This window comes from Rossellomorea aquimaris, from assembly GCF_020171925.1.
Taxonomy (GTDB): Bacteria; Bacillota; Bacilli; order Bacillales; family Bacillaceae_B; genus Rossellomorea; species Rossellomorea aquimaris_F.
In genome coordinates, this window is sequence record NZ_JAIVAR010000001.1 from 964,091 (window position 1) to 986,699 (window position 22,609).

The window sequence follows — 22,609 nt, forward strand, 5'->3', positions numbered from 1 at the left end:
GGTCATTAACTTGTAATAATATGGTAACATAAAAGGGGTATTTTACTAGAAAAAGAATGAATCGAGGGAACGAAATGGCAACACCTGCTCAAAAGAATTTCAGGAAACAAATGATCTTACTTAATCAACAAAGAGATCCCTCCTATGACGACATCTACAGGCCCGTCCGAAAAAGGAAGGCACCTCAAAAGTGGTCGTGGGGAGCCATCGGTTTCATCTTACTCGCCCTCTTTGCAAGCGGCCTGCCGATGAAGATTTACAATGAACTGACCATTCATCATGACCAACAAATAAGAAGCTACCTGCAGGAACGGGAACAATATTTCAGTTCAAGCGACCAAAGCTTCAAGCAATTGATCACAAAAGTAAATGAAGCAAACGGCAACCTGACTGGACTCACCCTGGACATCAACGAGACCGACCTCATGTTGCAACAAAACTACCTGAACCTTATGGACCTAGAGCCGCCGCGCGATTTCAACGAACTCCACAAGAAAACGATGGAACTCTACGTCATCAAGCAGGCTGCCGTCGACTATCTCGTTTCTTCATCGCTCTCAAAAACGTATCACCCTGAAATATTGTCCACCTACATACAAGAAAGCAATATGAAACTGAGTCAGCTGCAGCCCTTGATGATTGAGGGGCTACAGAAAGCGGATTTAAGATACAAAGTCAATACGGATGGGACCCTTACGTATTGGGTGAGGGAAGATTATGCGGGGAGTTGGGAGTAGCTGAGGTTTGTAGTTAATGAAAGGATGGTTACAGTGGAAAAACACCTAACCCTAAACGGTAAATCAATCTATGTGAAAAGTTTCGGAACCGGCGACCCGATTGTGTTCCTCCACGGCGGACCCGGTGGCAGCCATGAATTTTTCCTTCCTTTCGCGGAGAGGCTCGCTAATCATTACACCGTCATCCTCTATGATCAAAGTGGATGCGGGAGGTCGGAACAAGTTGAAAGCGGCGAGTATTCCATCAAGGATGAAGTCGAGACCCTCGAAGCTTTGAGAAGAGCTTTATGTCTCGATTACTTCCAGCTTTTCGGAGAGTCATGGGGCAGTATGCTGGCACTCTCGTATGCAGCCACATACCCAAATCATGTTAGCAGACTCCTGCTGACCGCTGCCATCGGCCTGACGAACGAAGCATATGCTTCGTTTAAAACAGAACTGTTAAACAAGCTCGGTGTCTTTAAGAAAGTAAGTTTCTATACAAACGGCCTACTACATACGTTGGGTATCAATCGCACCAACCAGTTCCAAACCCTGTTGGACCCTTACTATGTCTACTCTCAAGGCACGTTATCAAAGAAAAAGCCCATTCCCTTCAATGATGTGGTCCTTAACAAAATCTCGAAGGATATCGAAGCATCATATAACCTCCTTCCCCATGTGAACACGTTAAGCAGGATCCCGATCATGATTGCCCAAGGCTCACATGACATCCTCTCACCTCATCATATGAAGAATGAATTTTTGAACCATCTCCCCCACGCTGAAGTGGTGGAAGTTAAGGAAAGCGGACACTGGACGATCCTCGAACAGCCGGAGGCCATGGCGCGGCTGACTCGTGCATTTTTCCAAAAAACTGCCGTTCACGTTTAACACACTATACTTACTTAAAGGAGAACTAACATGCAAAAAAACATCGTCCTCGGCGACATCATCTTTTACCTCATCTTCCCCATCGTCATCTGGAATATCAGCCGTGATTATATCGGGGATTACTATGCGATGCTACTGTCTTCGGTACCGGGAATCATCTACAGTGTGATCCGGTTCATTCTATTGAAGAAGGTCAACCTCTTCGGCCTCTTCATGATCGGCACCCTGCTTGCCGGCACCTTGGTCGATGTCCTATCCGGTTCCGCTCTGAATCTATTATGGAATAATGTCTATTACTCTTACGGAATCGGCTTATTTTTCATTCTGACCATCCTTTTCAACCGACCTATCACGTTATTCTTTGCCCTGGACTTCGTTGAAATGCAAGGCTACGACCGAAAAGAAATGCGAACCATCTTTTATCAAAAAAGGATCCTGAACCTATTCAAACTCATCACATTCGGTTTCGCCTTCAGAGACATCCTACTGGCCTCGATCAAAGTGTGGCTCATTTCCGAATACGGAGTTGAGGCGTTTGATAAAGGGTTGATCCTAAGGCAGATCTTGAGCTGGACACTTACTGGAGTGACGATTTATGGATTTATTTATATTTCTAAGATCCTGAGTGAAAATCGGGGGCATGACCAGGACTTAAAAAACTGATGCACGAATCTTTTTCACTCATAGTCCAACTCCCCACTACCATAGGTACTCACTACATAACCATTTTACAAATAGAAAAAGGTGGATGATAAAAGATGAAGAACGTATTTTTACTGATTCTTATGCTCCTGTTGAGTGCTTGCAGTATTACTAGTCATACTTGGGTGTTGGAGAAGGATCGGCTATCCGAAGTTAGCAGTGTGAAGAATTATGTAGAACAACTACAGACTAACGAAGCGGATCTCCGGGGATATCGGGTGTTTACAATCTCCGAAGGAAGTAAGATGGTCGTGGTTTCATCTGGATCAATCGATAAAGCCTTGAAGTTTGTAGAGGCAGACGTTTCTGAAAACAATACAACCATATCAGTTGAGGAAATAAGTCAGAACTCAGATGAAGCGAACCCTTATATTCTAATAGGGATTGATGAGATTAAGGGCGAGCTGACGGTGGTTAACGAGAATGGGGATGAATTTAAAGTGGTTGAATGAACAGTGCTGTTATTACCGGGTTAAATCCAGACCATAATGGCCAATTTTCAATTTTGTTCTCCGAAACGGAACTGGCTCTATGAAAATGAGGCTGTTTTTTATTAAAAGATGATCAGATTCTTCAGCAAATGAGGTGCAACTTTCATGGAATATAAAATAGAAACATTAAGGGGATTCAGTCCTCAACTGGGACATCTAGTCTCACAAATGAACTACGCCAGACAAACGACGTTAGAAGCAGTAAATGGATTAACCACGGCCGAATTAGATTATTTACCTAGTAAGGACGGGAACAGTATCGGCGCGCTGTTATACCATATGGCCGCTGTTGAAAAGGGGTTTCAAATCGAGATCTTTGACGGCAGGCGACCAAATGTACAAGAGATGGAAGAATGGGGTGCACCCTACAGCCTTGGAGATAAAGGAAGGGCTCACATCAAAGGATTTCCATTAGAATTCTATCTTGGCAAACTAGAAGAAGTTCGAAGCAGGACCTTGAAGGAATTTGCTACTCTGAATGATGATTGGTTGTATGAAGATAGACGATGGGATAACCACCCATCGAATCACTATTTCATCTGGTTCCACGTATTTGAAGACGAGATTAATCATAGAGGGCAAATTCGAATGATTAGGAAGATGTTGTCGCATCGTTGAAGGTGTTTCGATGTAAGGATCTAAAACAGCCGTTTCGAATAAAAATGGCTGTTTTTTTATCTTTTCGATTGATAGTAGCTTTTTTTCAAACTGATTCAAGAAGCAAGCCGGTAATTTCTAATGGTTTTAAACCAAATAAGGCAAAATCCATGATCTAAAACCACTCACCACCCCCTTTATTATCGAAATCTTTACGTTTATTATCGAGATCGAACGATTTATTATCGAAAATGAACGATTTATTATCAATTCTGGAAATGTAGGGCGACTCTTTTATCAACTTTCTTTTTTTATAGTCAAATGATTCCGGTTCTTATCGATATCTCCTTTTTATTATCGATTTTCGCCCTCTACCCTTATTACTGAGTGTAACGAGCTATCTCTAAACCAAACACTTCAAAAAAAATCTCTAACTCAAATCATTTACGATGTATGACCCAGCGTTCCTTTCAACATATTCCTCTTGCAGAATCCCATAAATGCCACAATCCTTATATTGGCCATCTTTCCGAATCATATGTCTAATGATCCCTTCTCGCTTCATCCCTACCTTTTCCATCAGCTTGCCAGAAGCAGGATTATCCATCCCATGAGTTGCAGAGATCTTATGAATGTTCATCATACGAAACGCAAACTCAACGATTGCCTGTAATGCTTCTGTTCCGTATCCCTGGTTCCACCATTGATAGCCAATGTCGTATCCAACCTCACAATTCTCAGTGTCATCATCGAAATTGAATAGGTCGATCGTTCCGATTAATTCACCGCTTTCTTTCAGGACCATCCCCCAATAACAAAACGTATCGCTCTCATATTGCTGCGTGATTTCAGTCAGTCGAGCTTTCGTCTCGGAAATCGATTGATGTGGGCCTTTGATTAGATGATCCATGACGCGTGTATCGGAGAATATGTAATCAAACATTCGATCTGCATCATTCATTTCCATTTTTCTTAGGAAAAGCCTTTTTGTTTCTAACATGGGTGACCCTTTATAATGAATCATCCCTTCACCTCCGCTTGTATGTTGAAACGTCTAAATGATTCTCATTATCTACCTATATTCTATTTATACATTCTACTATCCTCTTATCTAAATAAAAATCATAAAGCATACCGATGTGAACAGAAATCATCCGAACACTATGCTATGATTTTGATAGGATAGATTGGAGGAAAGTAAAGTGAATAACAACATAGCTCAAACCAAAATTCAAGTGACTTTAAAAGATTGTATGGAGGTTATGAGAAATCTATCAGCTTTCAGAATCGCCTATTGGTTTGTGATGATCTCCGTTCCGATTGTGTACTTCATAAATTACCTACGATTAAGTAGGCCTGCAAACGTAAAAGTAGCAGAAACAGCCGCTCAACTCCATCAACTCAACAAAGAATCATTCATAGACATGATGATCGCAGCGGGTATCTTCCTCATCCTTGCCCACTTGCTCATGAAACTACTTGAAAAGATCATCGGAACAAAATTGTATTGGAAATTCACGAAAAGTGGTGCAACCCACCTGCTTGTAGGAGTTGATAAGGAAAAGGGTGACTTTGTTCTTGGTGAAGATCAGAAAAGGGTTCCAATCACCGATGCATTCATCGTCGTGTCCACACCGAACAATTATCTCTTTTATAAGGGAAGAAGTCTTAATCCCCTTATGTTCTTTCTTCCTAAAAGGGGCAGCGACTCTCATGATGAAGTGGTGAAAGAAATGATCGAGGCGGTACGAAGAGAGAATGTTACGATGAAAGAAAGGAAAAAGTGATTGTCGTTTTTTACAAATATAAATGTAGAGATTACTATTAAAAACTCTTAGTTAAGCAGCCATATCCAACACGGCAAGACAAGTCGCGGGTGCAATCGGCACCCCCTGATCATGACCATCATGACCAACCAGACGATAGATCACCTGCAGAGCATGAAGACAGGCGGACCCCCAGGACAGTCGAAGGCCCACTGATCATGGAAGCCTCCAGCCAAGAATCGGCGACACCTATTTCGCTATCATGATCATCGGCGTCATCCGTCTCGTACTCTCGTTCTTTATTAAAAAGTGGAGCAGGTACCTGAAGAGTCTGCGGTTAAGACAGGGTAAATGTGAAAAGGAGAGACCACTAATGTGAGGTGGTTTCTCCTTTTTTATTGAGATGGAACTCGGACTTGCACATTTTATGTGTGAAAAAACACCTTAAAAGTTAGTAAAATGCATTTTTTAACTTAAAAACGCTTGGTTCTTGACTAAAAACGTGCTGAACAAACGGAATACAGCCACTCAGCACCCTTATACAGGTCTGCGTCCCCTACTTATTATCAAAACCGGCCATCTTATTATCAAAGATCAGGATTTATTATCAAAACCAGCACTTTTTTTATCAAAAATCCAATTATATTATCAAAACCCAAAATAGGGTTCGAGCCCCAACCAAACTCATCCCCTAAACCGATACACTCAGAACACCAACTCGTACCCCTTCACCAACACCCAACAAACCAAAACACTCCATAACAAAATCACCAGCGCACCCACGACCCAATTCTTCGGCTTGCCCCCCTTCAACATCTCTTCCGCCCTATCCTCACATTCTACAATCACTTCACGTGGAATCATCCTCAATGCCAGCATGATCCCGACCGGCACAATGATTACATCGTCCAGATACCCAAGCACTGGAATGAAGTCAGGAATCAAGTCAATTGGACTGAACGCATACGCGACGACACACGCCGTAAACAATTTTGCGTACCAAGGAACACGTTCATCTTTATATGCAAAATAAAGAACAAATATTTGTCGTTTCAGCTTTTTCGCCCAAGCTGTCAGTTTCCCCATAGAAGACTCACCTCTACCTTTTTCACTAACTATAGCATGTTCAAATCCTTTACGGTACAAGTGGAGCGCTCCCCCAGGAACGCATCAGGTCTCTTTGCTACTTAATCAACAGGAAAGCATGATACAATAATGGGGAGTAACAGTTCTTTTATAATGAAGGAGGAAATGACCATGTTCACATCCGTAAATGATTTCCTAAGAGAATGGGATCAAGAAGCAGCCGTTACCCAAAAGGTCTTCAATGCACTGACAGATGAGTCGTTGACACAGGAAGTTGCGCAAGATTTGTACAGCATCGGAAGCGTTGCCTGGCATATCACAGGTGCCACTTATTACTTCCCTGCTCAGGTTGGAATCACCTTCGAGGTGCCTGATCTTCGCAAAGCGGCACCAACATCTGCTGCAGAAATCAGTGATACATACAAATTGGTGAGCGATCGCTTGAAAGAGGCAGTAACGGAACAGGTTTCAGATGAGAAGATGAATGAAAAAGTGAACCTTTTCGGCATGGAGATGACGGTTCAATCTGTCCTCCGCTTGCTCATTCAACATCAGGCCCACCACCGTGGACAGCTGACGGTACTGATGAGACAGGCTGATTTGAAGGTTCCTGGCGTCTATGGTCCGAGTAAGGAAGAAATGGAAGCAATGAATGCCCAGAATAGCTAAATATGTGAAAAAACAGCCGGCAGCTGCCGGTTGTTTTTTTATAGAGTGTAGTAAACGTTACACGAACGGGGACAGCCCCACTTACGCTGATAAAGCTACCTGTTCTCAACAGAAACTACCTATGATAAACTGGGGTTATCAATATTTTCCATTTTCAAACAAACCATTGTCTCTAGAGAGGTCGTGACTGATGAACATTGATCGAGATAGATATTATTTGGAGTTAGCCTTGGAAGAAGCAGCAATAGCATTGGACGAGAATACATACCCCGTCGGAGCAGTTATAGTGGATGAGAACGATCAAATCATTGCCAAAGGTCGGAACAGGGTACATACTCAACAAGATGCAACAGCTCATGCTGAAATTGATGCCATCCGAAATGCAGGCAAATCAATTTTTCATGCAAAAGTTAACCGTGAAAAGTTTACGATTTACACCACATTGGAGCCTTGTCCGATGTGCACCGGCGGAATATTATTTGCCAATATCAAGAGAGTCGTCTGGTTACTTAACGATGATATGGGTTTCGGTGGGTATAAAAAAATACAAGGTACAAACGTATTTGATAGGAAATTCAGCGAGGTTGACGTAGTTGAAGAACCTTTCGACGATCTGAAAGAGAAACAAAAGGAACTGATGATTCGATGGTCATCAAATTCTAATCACGTTACAAATCTACGAAAAGCGGTTATTCAAGAATGAGCTTAAATGAATAAGGGGCTCCATGGTAGGGTCTCTTTCTTTTGTATAAAATCAACACGGTCCTTTATCAAGCTCCAAGCCAAGATTACCCTTCCCAACGGTCCAGACTCCGCACACCCACTACCCCATTCTACAACTTGCACACCTTCACAAATTTTAGCCCAAGGTAAAAAAAAAGCCATTCCCAAATGGAACGACTTTATATCTTCCCCAGATGACTCCGCAAACGAAAGTGTAACTTACCAATGCACCTGAAGCTTATTCCCACTCGGATCATAAAAATGGAAAAACGCATGGCCGTTATCTTCTTGTATCTCATCGACCTTTACTTGTTGATCCTTCAAATGTTGATGAAATTTAAGTAACTCCGGACTTGTAAAGCCAATGCTGAATTCTTGTTCGTTATCAACCGTAAAATGCGCGAATGTTTCGTCTTCCGTCGGAACCAAGATCAGTAGGAAAGGTCCTTCATTTACTTTGATCACCGCAAGCTCCTCGGTCTTATTCACTACCTGCAACCCCAAAACATCCCCATACCACTGTGCAGACAACGCTAAATCTTTTACAGGAATCCTTATGTAATGTACTTGTTCAATGAATGATTGACTCATATCCTTCTCCCCTTTGATTAGTTTGTTAGTTTAATAATATCATGAAAGTAAATAATTTCCATAACAAAAATAGAACCTCCACCCTAATCAAAAATTCAACGAGGCCATCCATTACACTGTCATTATAAGGAAATGACGTTTCATTTCCAATCCAATTAAATCATAGGGAGGAATTTTTCATGAAGAAAATGGTTTATGTGTTGATCACAGGGTTCATGGTACTGATGCTTGCAGCTTGTGGCAGCGATTCGGCATTGGAGGAACTCGATCAAAACGATGGGGAAAAAGCGGAAGCAAAGACCGGCAGTGATGCAGGTACAGAAGAAAAACCGAAAGAAGAAGCAAAAGAAGAAGACATCTGGACGTACTACAATGACGCTACGTGGTCGGAGGATTACAATGGCTTGAAGATGGAAATTCAAAAAGCCGTCGTGTCGGATCGAGCTCCTACCATGGAAGACGAAAATGCGAAGGCATCGGCCGTCGGCGTGAAGTTCAAAATGGAAAACACAACCGATGGCAAATTCACTTTCTATCCCGATCAAGCGGTGCTCGTCACCAGTACCGGTGAACAGATCGATATGCCGGACATGTGGGTGTCCGATAACATCGGCGGTGAAATCGACAAAGGCGTGATCAAGGAAGGCAATATCATCTGGTACCTTGAGAGGGGACACGCGGAAGAGATCGAATGGATCAAGCTTGAATTCAGTGGCCATCAAGGGCCGGAGGATGACTTTGAATCGGAAATGAAGGAGTATGAAGTGGAGCTCCAATTGAAGTAACGGTTTACGAAACAGCTCCCGGCATAAAAGGCCGGTGAGCTGTTTTAATGTTACCGAACAATATGGTGAACCGTGATTTTATCCCAAATCCCCTTCCACCCCTTCTTCCGGATCCGTTCCTCGTAGATCGCAGCCCGTTCTGCTGTCTCCCTAAAATAGGCCGTCGGTTTCAGCTGAAGATTCAATACATCCTCCACTCCACATGGCGCGGCCAGGACCAACCGATTCCTCTTGTCCAGCTTCACTCCAAGTGCCGTAGCCGTTTCAGGAAATTTTGAAATGGCATCAACGGAAGACGTGTATGGCGGGATGTGGTTGATCACATGCATCCTCGCTTCGTTTTTCACCGACCACGGTATAGCGGGCATCATGCGTCTCAATTCATTCTCACATTCCTTTTCGAAAACTTCATCCAATCGTGTGACATCAAAATAGATCACGTCAACATCCGGGGTCTGTGTGCGCTCATCGAACCCGTGCAGGGCATCCCAGATTTTCGACCGGACGAACCCAGCGCAGATCCACCAGTCGGGTAAATCCAATTTCTTTGCTGCTTTCAGGATTTCCATCATTTCATCATCCTGTTCGATCAACGATAGGATGTCTTCTTCTGTTTTCAACATGATCATCCGCTCCCTTCCCTTTAAACAGAACATACATTCCCATCATAACATACGTTCAGAAAAAAAGCCGCCTCTCACACTAGTGAAAGGCAGCTCCTTAACTCATATTTTCCTATTTGCCCTCATCCGGCCAACCAGCAGATATCCACCAGCCAACACGGTAAAAATAATCAGCAATCCAGCAAATCCATCGGTAAACCCGCTCCGCTCACTCGCATATCCAAAGAGCGGGAAGCTGATCATGATCACGAAACTCTCCATCAGCCCGATCAAAGACAGGAACGTGGAACGGATATTGCTATCCAGGAATCGCTGCACGAACGAGCTGAAGATCGGTTCGAACAAGCTCAACAACTGAGCCAGGAACAGGAACGACAGCAGGATCGCCCAGTCCGTAGCGAAGATGAACAGGATGAAGAACAAGAGAAATAGTCCAAGACCATAATAAAGGATGTTGAAAAATTCCAACCGTTCCTCCACCTTGTAGGCGATCTTCGCCATCACGACGCCGAGGAGTCCTTCAATCGTGAACACCGCACCGACGACGACGGATGAGTAGCCCAGTTGAATGAAGTACTCCTGTCCGTAGAACACGATGATCACCATCACCGCACTCGCCAGGATGAACAGCACGACCGGCCGGTGGATGACCGGGTTGTTTTTCCAAACGTTGATCCCTAGTTTGAATTGGTGCACCCACTGATTGTACCAGCGTCCGCCGATGCTTTCCGTCTTCTCGCGTGGAGGCTCCTTCATGAACAGCAGAGGGATGACGGCCATGACGTGGGTGACGATTGTCGCCCCATATACCCACTCCCAGCTCACCTCCGCCATGAAGCCACCGATGAATTTCGCGAGGCTCAGGGACAACAACGAAATCGCCGTCATGCTCCCGATCACCCTCGTGTAGTCCTTCTCACGATTTACATTTTTCAAGGTGTCATACGCAAATGCCTGCTCGGCCCCCGAATGGAACGTGACCATCAGTCCCATCGACAGAAACGCCAGCGTGAACAGGGAAAATGTCCCGCTTACAAGCATCAACAGCGCATACAGCAGGCTGAATATATTCCCAATAATTAAACTGATTTTGCGTCCGTACAAATCAGCAATCATCCCCGTCGGCACTTCAAAAAGGACGATCCCCAAATGAAGGAGCGCCTCCAAAATCCCGATCTCACCGAGCGTCATGCCTCGGTCGCCAAGGTAAATGACCCACAGTGCCCGGTCAAAGAATAGCTGTGCAAAGAATAAATAAAAATAAAGCAAATGTATATTGTTTTTTGTCTTCATCCTATGTCGTCCTCTCTCAAACAAAAAGTCAAAAAAGCCGCAGGGCATCATCCCCTGCGGCTCTCGCTATATCCAGGAAATCATACTCGTGTTCACATCTATGGAATTCAGCTGAAAAGGGACAGACCTGTCCCCTTGACGGCTGAAATTCCAAAAATCGTCATCATCAACATAAGAAATTTCTTCTCTGCTTTGATGACGAACGTGAACGAATGCATGATCTCCCCTCCTTTTTGTTTAAGAATTCTATTTTATTATAAGTCTATTGGGAATTTGAGGCAAGGGTGGATTTGAAGTCGCTTTCTTTTGGTAGAAAACTCTCATAACGAGCTCAATTATTATGAAAATCACTTATAAAAGTGAAATTCAACATCGTTTTTGGCCAAATACGTGGAATCGAGCCCTTAATCTTGGCCACTTCCCCTCTTAATTAACCTTCTTTGCTTACTTATTATCAAAACTGGACATCTTTTTATCAAAAATCAGGATATATTATCAAAAACCAAACTTTTTTTATCAAAAATCCAAATATATTATCAAATCGAACACTGAACCCTCTTCCATACCCCTCGCCCTATCCGCCATACTACTCATCTACTACAATCGAAAAATTCTTGTGCCTCCCTCACAAATAATGTAATATCGATTCGCTATTTTGAATATTGTATCTTAAATGGTGATGAAGGATATAAGTAGGATTGGTCATAACAAGAAAGATTTGCACTTCTAGAAGTCAGGCTGTTTAAGCAGCCGGCAAAAAAAGATGGTTCCGTATGATAACATCACGTCCTTATCAAAACTAGATGGGGGTGTGATGTTTTTTAGTTTAATAGGGGAATTACCACTTGCAAAACACGTTTAAGGAGGGATTGGATGAGCAAGGCGTTGGTGCTTCAATCAGATTTCGGAATCAGTGATGGTGCAGTGTGTGCCATGTACGGAGTGGCAAATGGTGTGGATGCTTCTTTGAAAATTTTCGACCTTACCCACGATATCCCTCAGTACAACATTTGGGAAGGGTCCTACCGCTTGCTTCAGACCGTCTCGTACTGGCCTGAGGAAACCGTGTTTGTATCCGTCGTCGACCCAGGTGTCGGATCCGACAGGAAGAGCATCGCCGTGAAAACGGCCAGCAATCATTATATTATTACACCCGATAACGGGAGCCTGACTCATATCGCGAAGCATCAGGGGCTAACTGAAGCAAGGATCATTGATGAAACACGGAACCGCTTGCCGAACTCCGGGGAGTCTTATACGTTCCACGGCCGCGACATTTATGCTTATACCGGTGCAAGACTTGCTGCCGGTGTCATTTCATTCAATGAAATCGGCCCTTCTCTTCCAATTGAAACCCTTATGGAACTTCCGTTAAAGGAAGCAACCATCGAAAAGGAAAGCGTTGAAGGGATCATCGAAATCCTCGATGTCCGCTTCGGCAACCTTTGGACGAATGTGAGCCGTGGTTTATTTGTCCAATACGGAATCGATTACGGTGACCTGCTTGACGTCACGATTGAAAATCAATCCAGGGTCATCTATCACAGTGTCATGACGTTCGGCCGTTCGTTCGCTGACAGCTTAATCGGTGAACCGCTTGTGTACGTCAATTCACTCGATAATCTCGGGGTCGCCATCAATCAAGGTTCTTTCGCCGGCGCTTATCATATCGGCAGCGGCACCGGCTGGAAGATCACGTTCAAGAAAATGAAGAATCGACCACTAACTAAACAAAAAGGCAATTGAAAGTCATAGAAAAATAAGAATGAGGACCGCCCCCGGCTCGTTAACCGGAGGCGGCCCCCACTCTTCCATCTCTACTCCAATTCAATCACAATCGGCTCCAATTCAAACTCCTCAAGCCCTTCACCAGACATCAAGCTCGCGATTGCAATCGGCTCGATGATCAACTGACTGGCCCCTTCCTCTATCGTGCCGAACTGCGTTGTTCCACTAAATGTTTTCCCGTTATCCTTCGACATCCCTCCGCCACCAGTGCCGTCCATGTAGACATTCCCGAGATCATCGGTCACCCGGAACACCGGCGTCACACTCGGCCACTTTTCAAGGAATTCATCCTTCACCATTTGCTCGTAGCCGATGACCGTGGATACATCGGTGAATTCGATGGATTTCAGTGTAAACGTGATGTCCTTGTTCTGAACCGTTTCATTCAAAAGCTTCTGTTCACCTTTCACCCGTTCTAGCGAAAAATCGAACGACCAATCCCCTTCCACTTCTTTCCCACTCTCATAGTTCGAGAAGGCTTGTGGCGTCCAGCTTACGTCCACTTTGTCAGGATGCTCATCCTCTTTAAACTGCGGCGTAAAGGTGAATAAGCCGACGTAGCGTGTGTCACTGATCTTCGTGATTTCATTCGTGCCCCTGCTGCCAACAGACCCTTCAACTTCGAACCAATTCGGCCCCGTGATGTGCATCGCCTCCCCGAAATCTTCTTCCGTCTCAATCGCGAACGACACCGTGATATTCGTCCCGTCATAGACGGCATTATCGATCATGACCGTTACTCCGTTGCTCGTCTCAGCCAACCCGATATCAGTGGAGAATGTGTCAAAATTCTTGTTGTCTTCGCCATTAAAATAACTGATCACATCATCCATGAACGGAATCTGCGAAGCAACCGAAGGCATCGCGACACTTGTTGCCGCACCCGCTCCCACAAGGATGATGGCTGCAGCCGCAACCTTCCTCCAAACCGGTGCCTTCTTCCGTGTTTTCAACACATGTTGCTTGACCCTCTCTTTCTCGAGTTCGGACACATCCATTAACTCCAGTTCGTCCATATCAAGATCCATCCATTCCTTCATGCTCATATCAGTAGCTCCTTCCCCTTCAAATTCGTGGCCAGAATCTTCTTCCCGCGGTATAACCGGTTATCAACCGCAGCCTTCGATAATCCGAGAGTGTCGGCAATCTCGCCGTTGGAAAGCTCCAAATAATATTTCATCAAGAAAATGTCCCGGTCATCATCCTGTAATCGACTGATCGCAGCCAGTAGTTCATTTCGTTCTTCCTGTTTCAAAATGGATTCTTCCGTCCGAAACGTACTCGCTTTCTCGACTAGCCTCTCATCCGACTGTTCCCGTTCTTGCTGCCGTTTCGCCTGCCGGTACCGATCGATCGCTTTATACTTCGCAATCATCCCGATCCATTTTTTGAAATCCTGCCGTTCACCGTGAAACTGATGTGCATTCTGCCAGACCGTCAAGAACACATCATTGACGCACTCATCGATATCCGGCTGCCTCATCCCGTGAAGAACCTTCACCGCAATCGTCTTCACCAGCGGCATATACTCATCAATGATGAACTCCAACGCATCTTCTTTCTGTTTCTTTAACCGTACAATAAAATGTGTCGAGGAACTTTTCATCTACTCCGCTCCTTTTTGATTGAAAAAGCTTTCTCATCTAGTACAACGAACCGTGGGCGAAGGGATTCTCAAAAAGATTCTTTCTTTTTAACAGCAACCACATACAAGATCACCGAAAATAGAAGATTCGACCCCAACGCAATGACTGATAGCAAATTCTCCACATTGAAAATAAACAAAAATCCGATTGCCGCGAGCACACTAACCAATAAGGGATACAATACGTTCAATCGCTTATGTAAGTTGAAAAGGATCACCGCAAAACTGACAACCAATAACAACATGACGAATACTTGAAAAACCAATAGTGAAAAAAACTCCATGAATCCCCCTCCTGTCTGTTAGTGTAATTTTACACTTAAAGGGTGGTTGTTTCAATAATTTTCTATAGTTGGATATTTTTAAGAAAAATGCCTATTTTGGTTGAAAAACGAACGGTTTTAACGTCAAATTTGTTCTTCTCACTTCAAAAAGATGTGATATGCCCCACATTCCGGGCTTAACTATGCTCTGAACCAGGCTTCGGAACGACTTATTATCAAAAACAGGCATCTTATTATCAAATATCAGAATATTTTATCAAAAACAATCCTTTTATTATCAAAAATCCAATTTTATTATCAAACCCAAAATCTACTCACCAGCCACCAAAAAAACCCTTGCCATCCATCCCACAAGTAGAGTAAGATAATGAAAATAATTCCAATACAGCAAAAAGTATTGATAGGATTCAGTAGTCAATTATCTCCCTGTCGAAGAGATCTGATGGTTGGTGCGAATCAGAACAAAGATAATGGCGAATTACCCCCTTGAACTTTTCTTGTGATAAGCAAGAAACGGCGCCGGACCGTTATCCGATTGAGTGGAAGAGTGAATCTTCAAATGAGGGTGGTACCGCGTATAACCACGTCCCTTTTCTAGGGGCGTGGTTTTTTATTATTTTTATGAGGAGGAAAACATGATGAAGGATTTGACGAAAGAACAGCAGGCAGAAGTGGAAAGGCAGATCAGCCTTTATCAGAATGGGGTTGTGGACGTGATCCCAACAACAGAACTCCGGGACAAAGTGGCTCGCAGCATCCAGACCGGCAAGCCGCTTAAGATCAAGCTCGGTCTCGATCCGACGGCACCGGATGTCCACCTTGGTCATACCGTCGTGTTGAATAAATTGAAGCAATTCCAAGAAAATGGCCATATCATCCAGCTCATCATCGGCGACTTCACGGGAAAAATCGGGGATCCAACCGGTAAGTCGACTGTACGAAAACAACTGACAGATGAAGAAGTGAAGGTCAATGCAAGAACATATTTCGAACAGTTCGGCAAAGTGCTGGATATGAAGAAAGTCGAGTTATACTACAACTCAGCTTGGTTGACGCCACTCAACCTTGAAGACGTCATCAACCTATCAGCAAGCATCACCGTCGCACGCCTGATCGAGCGGAACGACTTTTCCAACAGGATGGCAGCAGGGAAACCGATATCCCTGCACGAATTCTTCTACCCGCTCATGCAGGGCTACGATTCGGTTCAGCTCGAAAGCGACGTTGAACTCGGCGGCACCGATCAGCATTTCAACGTCTTGATGGGACGCCATCTGCAGGAGCACTACGGGAAAGAAAAGCAGGTCGTCATCCTGCTTCCACTACTCGAGGGCCTTGATGGCGTAGACAAAATGTCCAAATCGAAGCATAACTACATCGGCATCGACGAACCGGCAAACGACATGTTCGGCAAGACGATGTCGCTACCGGATGAGCTGATCGTCAAGTACTTCAACCTGGTGACAAACTTGCCGCTCGAAAAAAAGGAAACCATTGCAAACACACTGGGGGACGGAACGCTGCACCCAAGGGACGCCAAAGTCAAGCTTGCCCGCACCATCGTGGCTACCTACCACGGGGAAGATGCCGCCGATGCCGCGGTCCAGCACTTCGAGACCGTGTTCCAAAAAGGAGCCATGCCTGACGATATCCCGGTTGTCGAATGGAAAGGCGAACCTTCCATCGGGATCATCGACTTGTTAGTGGAACTCGGAATGCAGCGTTCAAAGAGTGAAGCACGCAGGATGATCAAGAACGGCGGGATCCGGATTGATGGCGAGAAGGTGCTTGATACCGAGCTCGGGGTCACACTCCGTGATGGGATGATTGTGCAGGTTGGGAAGAGGAAGTTTGTGAAAGTGGAGATGTAGTTTTACTACTAGGTGCACCCTCCTTTTCTCGGTTGGAGGGTGTTGCTTATTTTGGTAGGAGACATCATATCGCTTTTTATGGAAAAAAGACGATCTTTTCATTAAAAACGTTCTAAATTTGTTTATTTTATATAAAACTGTCCATAATCCAGCTTCATGGCCCTACTTATGGTCTTGCAACAGTCCAAAACAGGGCCACCTGCTTCATATATTATCAAAACCGAGCAACTTATTATCAACATTCCAACTATATTATCAAAACCCGACCTTTTATTATCAAAAATCCAATTATATTATCAAATCGCAAAAAGAGTACACGCCTCATGCAAGTATCCGCCATACCCATTACGCAGCTCACCCTAAAAATCATGCCCCCGCAACGCGAACACAAAGGCAAGAATAAACAACACAAAGCTGATCGGCAGAACAATTAGGATCGCGCTTGACGCCTTTTTCCAAAACCCACTTTCACTATACCAAGATGCCGCTGCCGAAGCGACATACCCAACCAGGATGATCCACACCCATAACGGTCCGATGTCTTTTCCCACGAGAGACTGCAGGATCAGAAACGTCAAGACTAACATAAAGATTGAAAGCATCCCTGAATATTTACGCATCACGTTCTCCCCCCCCTCTCCACAAGAAAATTTTACCATATAGTAACCGGCCTTACATCCCTATTCTTCATCCTCTCTCCATCCCCATATGATTACCCCCACCTCTTAACACACCTTTTACAAACTATAAGTCTTTCTACTTAGGAATCTTTACAAAATACCCCATGATTCGCCAAAAAAATTATGATAGATTTAGAGAGTCCTATTTAGGGCCACTACATATTAGGGGGAACATCACGTGAAGAAAACAGGATTATTATCACTAACATTTGCTTTATCATTGGCACTATCACCTTCGATGGCAGGGGCGGAAACGTTGAATGCTGCCGGGATCGACTCTCAAGGGAACACGGTTGAGATCGGACATGAGCTGCCGAAAGCAAAGACCAAAGGCAAGGAGAAATTCGACAAGCCTTCAAAGGTTGAAAAGGACAGCGTTGCTGATGTATTAGACGAGAGTGGAAAGAAAATCAAAAAGACTAAAATCAAGAAAAATGATTCCGAAGAACTGTTCGGTCTTTTCGACTGGCTTGGAGGCGGTGGTTCAGGTGGCGGAACGACCGAGCCCCCTGCAACGACGGATCGTACGGTGACGGTACTCGTTGCGGTGGATGAAGAATATCGTGCCGCACACAGTGACTGGCAGACATTGACGACAAATATCGTCGAGAAAGCTGATGACGGTTTCATCCGTGATCACTCCATCGATTATGATATTAAAGCATTTGCACAATGGACGTCGAATGGGAACAACGCGTCTGAAATCCTTCAGGACCTTGATCGCGACTTTAACGGAAACGGTTATGATTTCGTCGTTGGTTTCACTCGTGACACTAACTTCAACTCAGGCGGCATTGCCTATGTGTACCCATCTGCACCAAGCGGAAGTGCGATCAGCGTGAACCTTGATCAAGGAGCACAGAATACGTGGCACGCTGCTCAGCATGAGTTTTCCCACAACTATGGCCTTGGGCATGACGCGCAAGGAAGCGGGATCCAGTGCATCATGAACTATGATTATGCTTATCAAGTCGACTTCTGGGATGGAGATCATGATAATGAGATCGAGGCACATAGAACGTGGTATGGGAACTAATTATACAGAGGAAAGGGGCTGGCCAAGTGCCGTCCCTTCTTTTCTTTCAAGCCAAAAGGGCTTACCCCTCACAGGATAAGCCCCACCGTTCATTACTCAACTACAATACCTACGTTAATAAAACTTCTCCCTATCTACTATTCTTTCAATCCGTTCAAAATATCCCCAAGGCTTCGACCGGCATCCTTGTCCTTTACTTTCTCTTTTACATCCATCATCGGATTTACCTTTAGGAAATTCTCCTTGATGTATGTCATATCCTTCATATCGACGGTCCCGTCAAAGTTGATATCTGCTTGGCGGTCACTAGATCCCCAGTGTGTTTCAAGGTAGACGGCGTCACGGATATCGACGATTTGGTCGTGGTTGGCATCACCGGCGATGGCCGGGAAGAATTTGATGGTTTGTTCTTCTCCATATCCATTTTCACGCCCGATTTGGAATTCTTTCTTTACGGTCAAATGTCCAGGAACGTCGAAGCTGAGCACCATCTTTTCCTGTGTGGAAAGAAGGTTGATTTTGAACCTGCCATCCCCTATGACTGTCCCTTCGTATTCTTTACCATCAGGGCCTACCGCTTTGATCGTGGCTCCGAGTGCTTCATAATCAACATCGGTCGTTAACAATTTTCCATAAAAATCTCGGAGGAAGACAGCTTCCCCGTTCATGTCCCCCGTTAATTCGGAATGGTTCGACCATCCTTTTACGGAAGGGGAAATCCCTTCAAGTTTGACCGTTGTGTCATCTGCTTTTGTGAGAGTAATGCTGTTTGCGGTCATCGTCATATAGCTACTATAAAAGTTCTCGCTCTTAAGTTTCGCCGAAATTTTCAGTAACGAACCGGACGAGGTAATCGGTTCACCCGTTTTTGATGATAAGACAACCTTCATTCCTTGAGGTGTTGATTCGGTGTCCACTGTCACTTTGTCGCTCAACTCTGGAACAACTGCCACGTTTTCGACACTTAACACCTTTTGATCGAATGTATACGTGTATGTGATTTGCTTCCAATCGTCAATATAATGCGCGGATACAGAGTAGTCGATTCCCTCACCCGTCATAACCGAATCCTGTGATGGAACGGTTGCAAGATAAGGGGTGCCCTTCCTGACGAAATGATATTCTTTATTCTGCGATTCAATCCCAGCGCGGTCTCTTCCTTTCACTGTAACGGACATAACTTTTTTATACGTCGGGACGTATGCATTGATTGTGTAATCCCCTGTTTCATTAAGAGCTACAGGATTGTCATAATAACTACCGCTTGTACGATAGGAAACCACATTATCCCCTTGGTCCACTTCGATCCCCGCTTTTTTGGCTAGGTCGATTTGATGATCGTGGATCTGCCCTTTGAAGGTGTATGCTGTTTGGTCCGCTTCAAGCTCAATGATCCTTTTTTCCTGGTCAGTCGTAAACGATCCCATTTCATTGTCGAGGATAAATGGCTTTTCAATGACCGTTTCTTTCCCACTATCATCCGTAAAAATGAATTTCATCTTGTAAGCACCTTGATCCGCTTCGATCGGTTCATACCCGATCGGATGGTCACGGTCATCAGTGAACGGGTAATAATTTCCGTTGAAGTATCCATATAGATAGGATGGTGTGTTCTCCGCAATGAACCTTCCGTCCATGCTAGCAATGAATCCGATTTCTTTGTTTGTTTCTGCATCCACGAGGAAGAGATCGACATTCTTCATGTGAGAATTCAAAGAGAAACTACCGGTTAAAGAACCTTTTCTGACATACCCGTTTTCTCTTACGGTGGAAAGGATGTCACTCGATTGGACGTAGTCCACTCCTTCCTTCACTTTTCTCACGGCAAATGGAATGCGAACCACTTCATCCGCAAATTCTACATTCGTAAACGTCACATATCCCTCATAAATACCGGTCGCAGCTGTAGCCGGTAGCAGAAGATCTGCAGTGATCTCCTCCTTTTTATTGGCTTTTACGGTGATGGATCCGGGTGCCGTCAATTTCACGCCCTCTGCCTCGCCGTCTTTCGACCCTCTCGCATTCACATTGAAGGTGACATCAACTTTGTATTCCTTATCTTGATCCGAGTCATTCCTGATTGAAAGTACACGGGAATCCGTTACATCTTCACCGGTGACGAAGGTTGTTCCGAAGCTGAGGGAACCGGTCAGCTCATCCATCACTTTCTCCCGATCTTTTTTCAGCATCGGTGTCGTATCCTCCACCTGGATATGGGTGGTGGACTCAGCTGCTTTCAGTGCGTTCACTTTACCAGCCCCAAGATCAAACACACTGTAGTTCAAATCAAGGTCTTCCGCTGTATTCATCAACATCGTCTTGATGTCGGCGGGATCACTCTTCGGGTTCGCTTCAAGCAGGAGTGCCGCAATCCCTGACACATGAGGTGTCGCCATCGACGTACCGGAGAACTTCGCATACGATTGAGTGTAATCTTTCACCCCGTGCAAGTAGTTAGGGACGGTGGATAAAATATTTCCTCCAGGCGCGACGACTTCCGGCTTGATATCATACGTCAATCTTGTCGGGCCGCTTGAACTGAAAGAGGATACATAATCATCCCTCGCCACTTCACGTTCCTTAATTTCCTTGAATGTGTAGGTCACTTCGTCTGTTTGGAGAACTTGAACGAGCTCTTTTGCTTTCCTGCCCTCAAGTGTAAATGCAGGCAGCATATGAGGGTCATCCGGATAGGCATCCGTGATGAACCCATAAGCGTTCGCAGAATATCCGAATGCGACTGCCGCCCCGTGCTGTTTGGCTACAATGTAAGCATCACGCAATCGTTCGAATCCACCCGTCCTGATCAACACAATCTTCCCTTTGACGTCTTTCCCTTCGTACTCCTCTTCCGTTCCTTGACCCACATCCACGATCGACAAGGTCTTTCCATTCAATTCACGGGGATCGAGACCGATTTCAGAAGTCGAATAACGCAGTTCCATCTCTTGTTTGAGCTGATCGGAGTGAACATCGCCCACGAAGTTTGGATAACTCACTTTCGTGTCCGTCGAACCGACTGCAATGCCAAGTGCCGACGATGCCGGTGAGCCGACGGAATACATACCCGGTCCGTCGTTCCCTGCAGCGAGGATGCTCGTGACCCCGGAGAGCACAGCGTTATTGATCGAAGTGGAAAGTGGGGACTGGGGATCATTCAGGATATTCCCTAATGACAGGTTGATGACATCCATCTTATCTTTGACAGACTGTTCAATCCCCTGAATGATGTCCTCCGTCGTCCCATAACCGTAAGGTCCAAGCACCCTGTACACGTATAAATCGGCCCCCGGTGCCACGCCTTTTACGGATAACGCGGTGTCCCCGTCTCCTTGACCAGCCAGGATACCGGAAACATGGGTACCATGGGACGTGTAATAGACACTTGGCCCTTTAGGTTTTCCTGCTTTCTCCCAATCTTCATACGTCGTTTCCATCGGATCATGATCTTCATCCACGAAATCGTATCCACCCTTGAACGCATCTTTCAAGTCAGGATGATTGTAATCGATTCCCGTATCAAGGACCGCCACCTTCACACCTTCCCCGGTCAGTCCTTTTTCATGAAGCTTGTCCACATTCGTCATTTCATGAGGATGCTTTCCGAGATACACGCTGCCACCTTCTGTTTCATCCCCAACAGGCTGAACGAGCTCTACCTTTTTGTTTTCCCACACGTTCTTGACATGAGTGGATTCCTTCAACTTCGTCACCTGAGATGCAGGCAATGTCAACGACACGCCATTGTAAGATTCCATGAAGGAACTTGTGATCTTCCCATTGATTTTCAGCTTGTCTACATCTTCTTTGAAACGCTTATGCTCTTTTTCGATCTTCGCCCTTGCCTCATCGATGGATAATGCATTGCCCTTCATCTTCTCTAGAAGCACATCCGTCGCAGGAGCATTCCCCTTGAATTCCACAATGACCGATATTTCTTCATCACTAGAGAGATCGATTCCCTCTGACAGATGGATGCCTCCTTCTGCCGACGTACTCTTGATTTCGTTTAAAACACGCCTTTGTTCGGGAGTCAGTGAGTTCAACACATCTTGTGACGTGACAGCCGTCTCCGCAACAGCGGTTTGCTGGAGTGACGGGGGAATGCTACTTACTGCAAGAGTCGACACTAATGCAGTAGCAGTAAGACCCTTTAATAAATTCTTGGAATCGATACTTTTCAACGATTGTTCCTCCATTCATGATAAAATCGCTCTTCAATGAAAATTTTAGAGGAAATCGTTGGAAGGTGGTATCGGGGTATTCATCTAGACTTAAAGTCTGATCGATGTTTCCTCACAGAGGAACTTGGTATTTGAGAGGCTCTTTTCGGGAATATGTACGTATATAAAAAGAACTGTTTTTCTTT

At 44.8% G+C, this 22,609-nt stretch carries 22 protein-coding genes and 1 other annotated feature; of the genes, 12 read left to right on the forward strand and 10 right to left on the reverse strand.

Annotated elements, in window-relative coordinates; translation table 11 throughout:
- Positions 1-74: 74 nt before the first annotated feature.
- The 5 genes from LCM10_RS04975 (at position 75) to LCM10_RS04995 (ending at position 3,421) form a co-directional block, all read left to right on the forward strand.
- Positions 75-737: a hypothetical protein gene (locus LCM10_RS04975; protein WP_224875063.1), complete on the forward strand. Its 663-nt coding sequence runs from the start codon at positions 75-77 to the stop codon at positions 735-737.
- A 33-nt stretch (positions 738-770) separates the two neighbouring features.
- Entirely contained in the window at positions 771-1,610 is an 840-nt protein-coding gene (locus LCM10_RS04980) for an alpha/beta fold hydrolase (RefSeq protein WP_224875064.1), read from the forward strand.
- Between the two features lie 30 nt (positions 1,611-1,640).
- Positions 1,641-2,273, forward strand: a complete 633-nt coding sequence (locus tag LCM10_RS04985; RefSeq protein WP_224875065.1) for a VC0807 family protein — start codon at positions 1,641-1,643, stop codon at positions 2,271-2,273.
- A 95-nt stretch (positions 2,274-2,368) separates the two neighbouring features.
- Positions 2,369-2,764, forward strand: coding sequence for a hypothetical protein (locus LCM10_RS04990; RefSeq protein ID WP_224875066.1), 396 nt, complete (start codon positions 2,369-2,371; stop codon positions 2,762-2,764).
- Positions 2,765-2,908: 144 nt separating this feature from the next.
- Positions 2,909-3,421 (forward strand): DinB family protein, encoded by a 513-nt coding sequence (locus LCM10_RS04995; RefSeq protein ID WP_224875067.1) that lies wholly within the window; start codon positions 2,909-2,911, stop codon positions 3,419-3,421.
- Between the two features lie 409 nt (positions 3,422-3,830).
- On the opposite strand, the gene LCM10_RS05000 is transcribed toward LCM10_RS04995, so the two are convergent.
- Positions 3,831-4,424: a GNAT family N-acetyltransferase gene (locus tag LCM10_RS05000; RefSeq protein ID WP_224875068.1), complete on the reverse strand. Its 594-nt coding sequence runs from the start codon at positions 4,422-4,424 to the stop codon at positions 3,831-3,833.
- 238 nt (positions 4,425-4,662) lie between these two features.
- On the opposite strand from LCM10_RS05000, the gene LCM10_RS05005 reads away from it, so the two are divergent.
- Positions 4,663-5,187, forward strand: a complete 525-nt coding sequence (locus tag LCM10_RS05005) for a hypothetical protein (RefSeq protein ID WP_224875069.1) — start codon at positions 4,663-4,665, stop codon at positions 5,185-5,187.
- A 684-nt stretch (positions 5,188-5,871) separates the two neighbouring features.
- Here the strand turns inward: LCM10_RS05005 and LCM10_RS05010 are convergent.
- The gene (locus LCM10_RS05010; RefSeq protein WP_224875070.1) at positions 5,872-6,252 is read right to left on the reverse strand and encodes a YkvA family protein; all 381 of its coding nucleotides are present in this window, start codon (positions 6,250-6,252) and stop codon (positions 5,872-5,874) included.
- Positions 6,253-6,423: 171 nt separating this feature from the next.
- On the opposite strand from LCM10_RS05010, the gene LCM10_RS05015 reads away from it, so the two are divergent.
- Together LCM10_RS05015 and LCM10_RS05020 are read left to right on the forward strand one after the other, a co-directional pair.
- A complete protein-coding gene (locus LCM10_RS05015; protein WP_224875071.1) occupies positions 6,424-6,921 on the forward strand; it encodes a DinB family protein in 498 nt (165 codons plus the stop codon).
- A 190-nt stretch (positions 6,922-7,111) separates the two neighbouring features.
- Positions 7,112-7,624, forward strand: a complete 513-nt coding sequence (locus tag LCM10_RS05020; RefSeq protein WP_224875072.1) for a nucleoside deaminase — start codon at positions 7,112-7,114, stop codon at positions 7,622-7,624.
- Positions 7,625-7,863: 239 nt separating this feature from the next.
- On the opposite strand, the gene LCM10_RS05025 is transcribed toward LCM10_RS05020, so the two are convergent.
- Positions 7,864-8,235: a VOC family protein gene (locus LCM10_RS05025; RefSeq protein WP_224875073.1), complete on the reverse strand. Its 372-nt coding sequence runs from the start codon at positions 8,233-8,235 to the stop codon at positions 7,864-7,866.
- 179 nt (positions 8,236-8,414) lie between these two features.
- Between LCM10_RS05025 and LCM10_RS05030 the strand changes: the two genes are divergently transcribed.
- Positions 8,415-9,020, forward strand: a complete 606-nt coding sequence (locus tag LCM10_RS05030; protein WP_224875074.1) for a hypothetical protein — start codon at positions 8,415-8,417, stop codon at positions 9,018-9,020.
- A 50-nt stretch (positions 9,021-9,070) separates the two neighbouring features.
- On the opposite strand, the gene LCM10_RS05035 is transcribed toward LCM10_RS05030, so the two are convergent.
- Both LCM10_RS05035 and LCM10_RS05040 read right to left on the reverse strand, forming a co-directional pair.
- Positions 9,071-9,643, reverse strand: coding sequence for a nucleotidyltransferase family protein (locus LCM10_RS05035; RefSeq protein WP_224875075.1), 573 nt, complete (start codon positions 9,641-9,643; stop codon positions 9,071-9,073).
- 102 nt (positions 9,644-9,745) lie between these two features.
- Positions 9,746-10,936, reverse strand: coding sequence for an MFS transporter (locus LCM10_RS05040; protein WP_224875076.1), 1,191 nt, complete (start codon positions 10,934-10,936; stop codon positions 9,746-9,748).
- Positions 10,937-11,809: 873 nt separating this feature from the next.
- On the opposite strand from LCM10_RS05040, the gene LCM10_RS05045 reads away from it, so the two are divergent.
- A complete protein-coding gene (locus tag LCM10_RS05045; RefSeq protein WP_224875077.1) occupies positions 11,810-12,682 on the forward strand; it encodes an S-adenosyl-l-methionine hydroxide adenosyltransferase family protein in 873 nt (290 codons plus the stop codon).
- A 71-nt stretch (positions 12,683-12,753) separates the two neighbouring features.
- On the opposite strand, the gene LCM10_RS05050 is transcribed toward LCM10_RS05045, so the two are convergent.
- The 3 genes from LCM10_RS05050 to LCM10_RS05060 form a co-directional block, all read right to left on the reverse strand.
- Positions 12,754-13,770 (reverse strand): DUF4179 domain-containing protein, encoded by a 1,017-nt coding sequence (locus LCM10_RS05050; RefSeq protein ID WP_224875078.1) that lies wholly within the window; start codon positions 13,768-13,770, stop codon positions 12,754-12,756.
- The gene (locus LCM10_RS05055; protein WP_224875079.1) at positions 13,767-14,330 is read right to left on the reverse strand and encodes a sigma-70 family RNA polymerase sigma factor; all 564 of its coding nucleotides are present in this window, start codon (positions 14,328-14,330) and stop codon (positions 13,767-13,769) included. Before LCM10_RS05055 ends, LCM10_RS05050 begins: the two co-directional genes overlap by 4 nt.
- 68 nt (positions 14,331-14,398) lie before the next feature.
- A complete protein-coding gene (locus LCM10_RS05060) occupies positions 14,399-14,653 on the reverse strand; it encodes a hypothetical protein (protein ID WP_224875080.1) in 255 nt (84 codons plus the stop codon).
- A gap of 388 nt (positions 14,654-15,041) precedes the next feature.
- Positions 15,042-15,247, forward strand: a binding site (T-box leader).
- Between the two features lie 41 nt (positions 15,248-15,288).
- Here LCM10_RS05060 and tyrS point away from each other — a divergent pair.
- Positions 15,289-16,524: a tyrosine--tRNA ligase gene (tyrS, locus tag LCM10_RS05065; protein ID WP_224875081.1), complete on the forward strand. Its 1,236-nt coding sequence runs from the start codon at positions 15,289-15,291 to the stop codon at positions 16,522-16,524.
- A gap of 359 nt (positions 16,525-16,883) precedes the next feature.
- Here the strand turns inward: tyrS and LCM10_RS05070 are convergent, their stop codons facing one another.
- A complete protein-coding gene (locus tag LCM10_RS05070) occupies positions 16,884-17,144 on the reverse strand; it encodes a hypothetical protein (protein ID WP_224875082.1) in 261 nt (86 codons plus the stop codon).
- Between the two features lie 238 nt (positions 17,145-17,382).
- On the opposite strand from LCM10_RS05070, the gene LCM10_RS05075 reads away from it, so the two are divergent.
- Positions 17,383-18,240 carry a zinc-dependent metalloprotease gene (locus LCM10_RS05075; RefSeq protein WP_224875083.1) on the forward strand — a complete coding sequence of 286 codons (858 nt, stop codon included), beginning with the start codon at positions 17,383-17,385 and terminating at the stop codon, positions 18,238-18,240.
- A 137-nt stretch (positions 18,241-18,377) separates the two neighbouring features.
- Here LCM10_RS05075 and LCM10_RS20745 read toward each other — a convergent pair whose 3' ends face one another.
- The gene (locus LCM10_RS20745) at positions 18,378-22,424 is read right to left on the reverse strand and encodes a S8 family serine peptidase (RefSeq protein WP_318247469.1); all 4,047 of its coding nucleotides are present in this window, start codon (positions 22,422-22,424) and stop codon (positions 18,378-18,380) included.
- Positions 22,425-22,609: the final 185 nt, after the last annotated feature.

Coding starts and splice junctions, on each gene's coding strand:
- LCM10_RS04975 (WP_224875063.1), top strand. CDS start 75: ATGGCAACACCTGCTCAAAAGAATTTCAGGAAACAAATGATCTTACTT.
- LCM10_RS04985 (WP_224875065.1), top strand. CDS start 1,641: ATGCAAAAAAACATCGTCCTCGGCGACATCATCTTTTACCTCATCTTC.
- LCM10_RS04990 (WP_224875066.1), top strand. CDS start 2,369: ATGAAGAACGTATTTTTACTGATTCTTATGCTCCTGTTGAGTGCTTGC.
- LCM10_RS04995 (WP_224875067.1), top strand. CDS start 2,909: ATGGAATATAAAATAGAAACATTAAGGGGATTCAGTCCTCAACTGGGA.
- LCM10_RS05000 (WP_224875068.1), bottom strand. CDS start 4,424: ATGATTCATTATAAAGGGTCACCCATGTTAGAAACAAAAAGGCTTTTC.
- LCM10_RS05005 (WP_224875069.1), top strand. CDS start 4,663: ATGAGAAATCTATCAGCTTTCAGAATCGCCTATTGGTTTGTGATGATC.
- LCM10_RS05010 (WP_224875070.1), bottom strand. CDS start 6,252: ATGGGGAAACTGACAGCTTGGGCGAAAAAGCTGAAACGACAAATATTT.
- LCM10_RS05015 (WP_224875071.1), top strand. CDS start 6,424: ATGTTCACATCCGTAAATGATTTCCTAAGAGAATGGGATCAAGAAGCA.
- LCM10_RS05020 (WP_224875072.1), top strand. CDS start 7,112: ATGAACATTGATCGAGATAGATATTATTTGGAGTTAGCCTTGGAAGAA.
- LCM10_RS05025 (WP_224875073.1), bottom strand. CDS start 8,235: ATGAGTCAATCATTCATTGAACAAGTACATTACATAAGGATTCCTGTA.
- LCM10_RS05030 (WP_224875074.1), top strand. CDS start 8,415: ATGAAGAAAATGGTTTATGTGTTGATCACAGGGTTCATGGTACTGATG.
- LCM10_RS05035 (WP_224875075.1), bottom strand. CDS start 9,643: ATGTTGAAAACAGAAGAAGACATCCTATCGTTGATCGAACAGGATGAT.
- LCM10_RS05040 (WP_224875076.1), bottom strand. CDS start 10,936: ATGAAGACAAAAAACAATATACATTTGCTTTATTTTTATTTATTCTTT.
- LCM10_RS05045 (WP_224875077.1), top strand. CDS start 11,810: ATGAGCAAGGCGTTGGTGCTTCAATCAGATTTCGGAATCAGTGATGGT.
- LCM10_RS05050 (WP_224875078.1), bottom strand. CDS start 13,770: ATGAGCATGAAGGAATGGATGGATCTTGATATGGACGAACTGGAGTTA.
- LCM10_RS05055 (WP_224875079.1), bottom strand. CDS start 14,330: ATGAAAAGTTCCTCGACACATTTTATTGTACGGTTAAAGAAACAGAAA.
- LCM10_RS05060 (WP_224875080.1), bottom strand. CDS start 14,653: ATGGAGTTTTTTTCACTATTGGTTTTTCAAGTATTCGTCATGTTGTTA.
- tyrS (WP_224875081.1), top strand. CDS start 15,289: ATGATGAAGGATTTGACGAAAGAACAGCAGGCAGAAGTGGAAAGGCAG.
- LCM10_RS05070 (WP_224875082.1), bottom strand. CDS start 17,144: ATGCGTAAATATTCAGGGATGCTTTCAATCTTTATGTTAGTCTTGACG.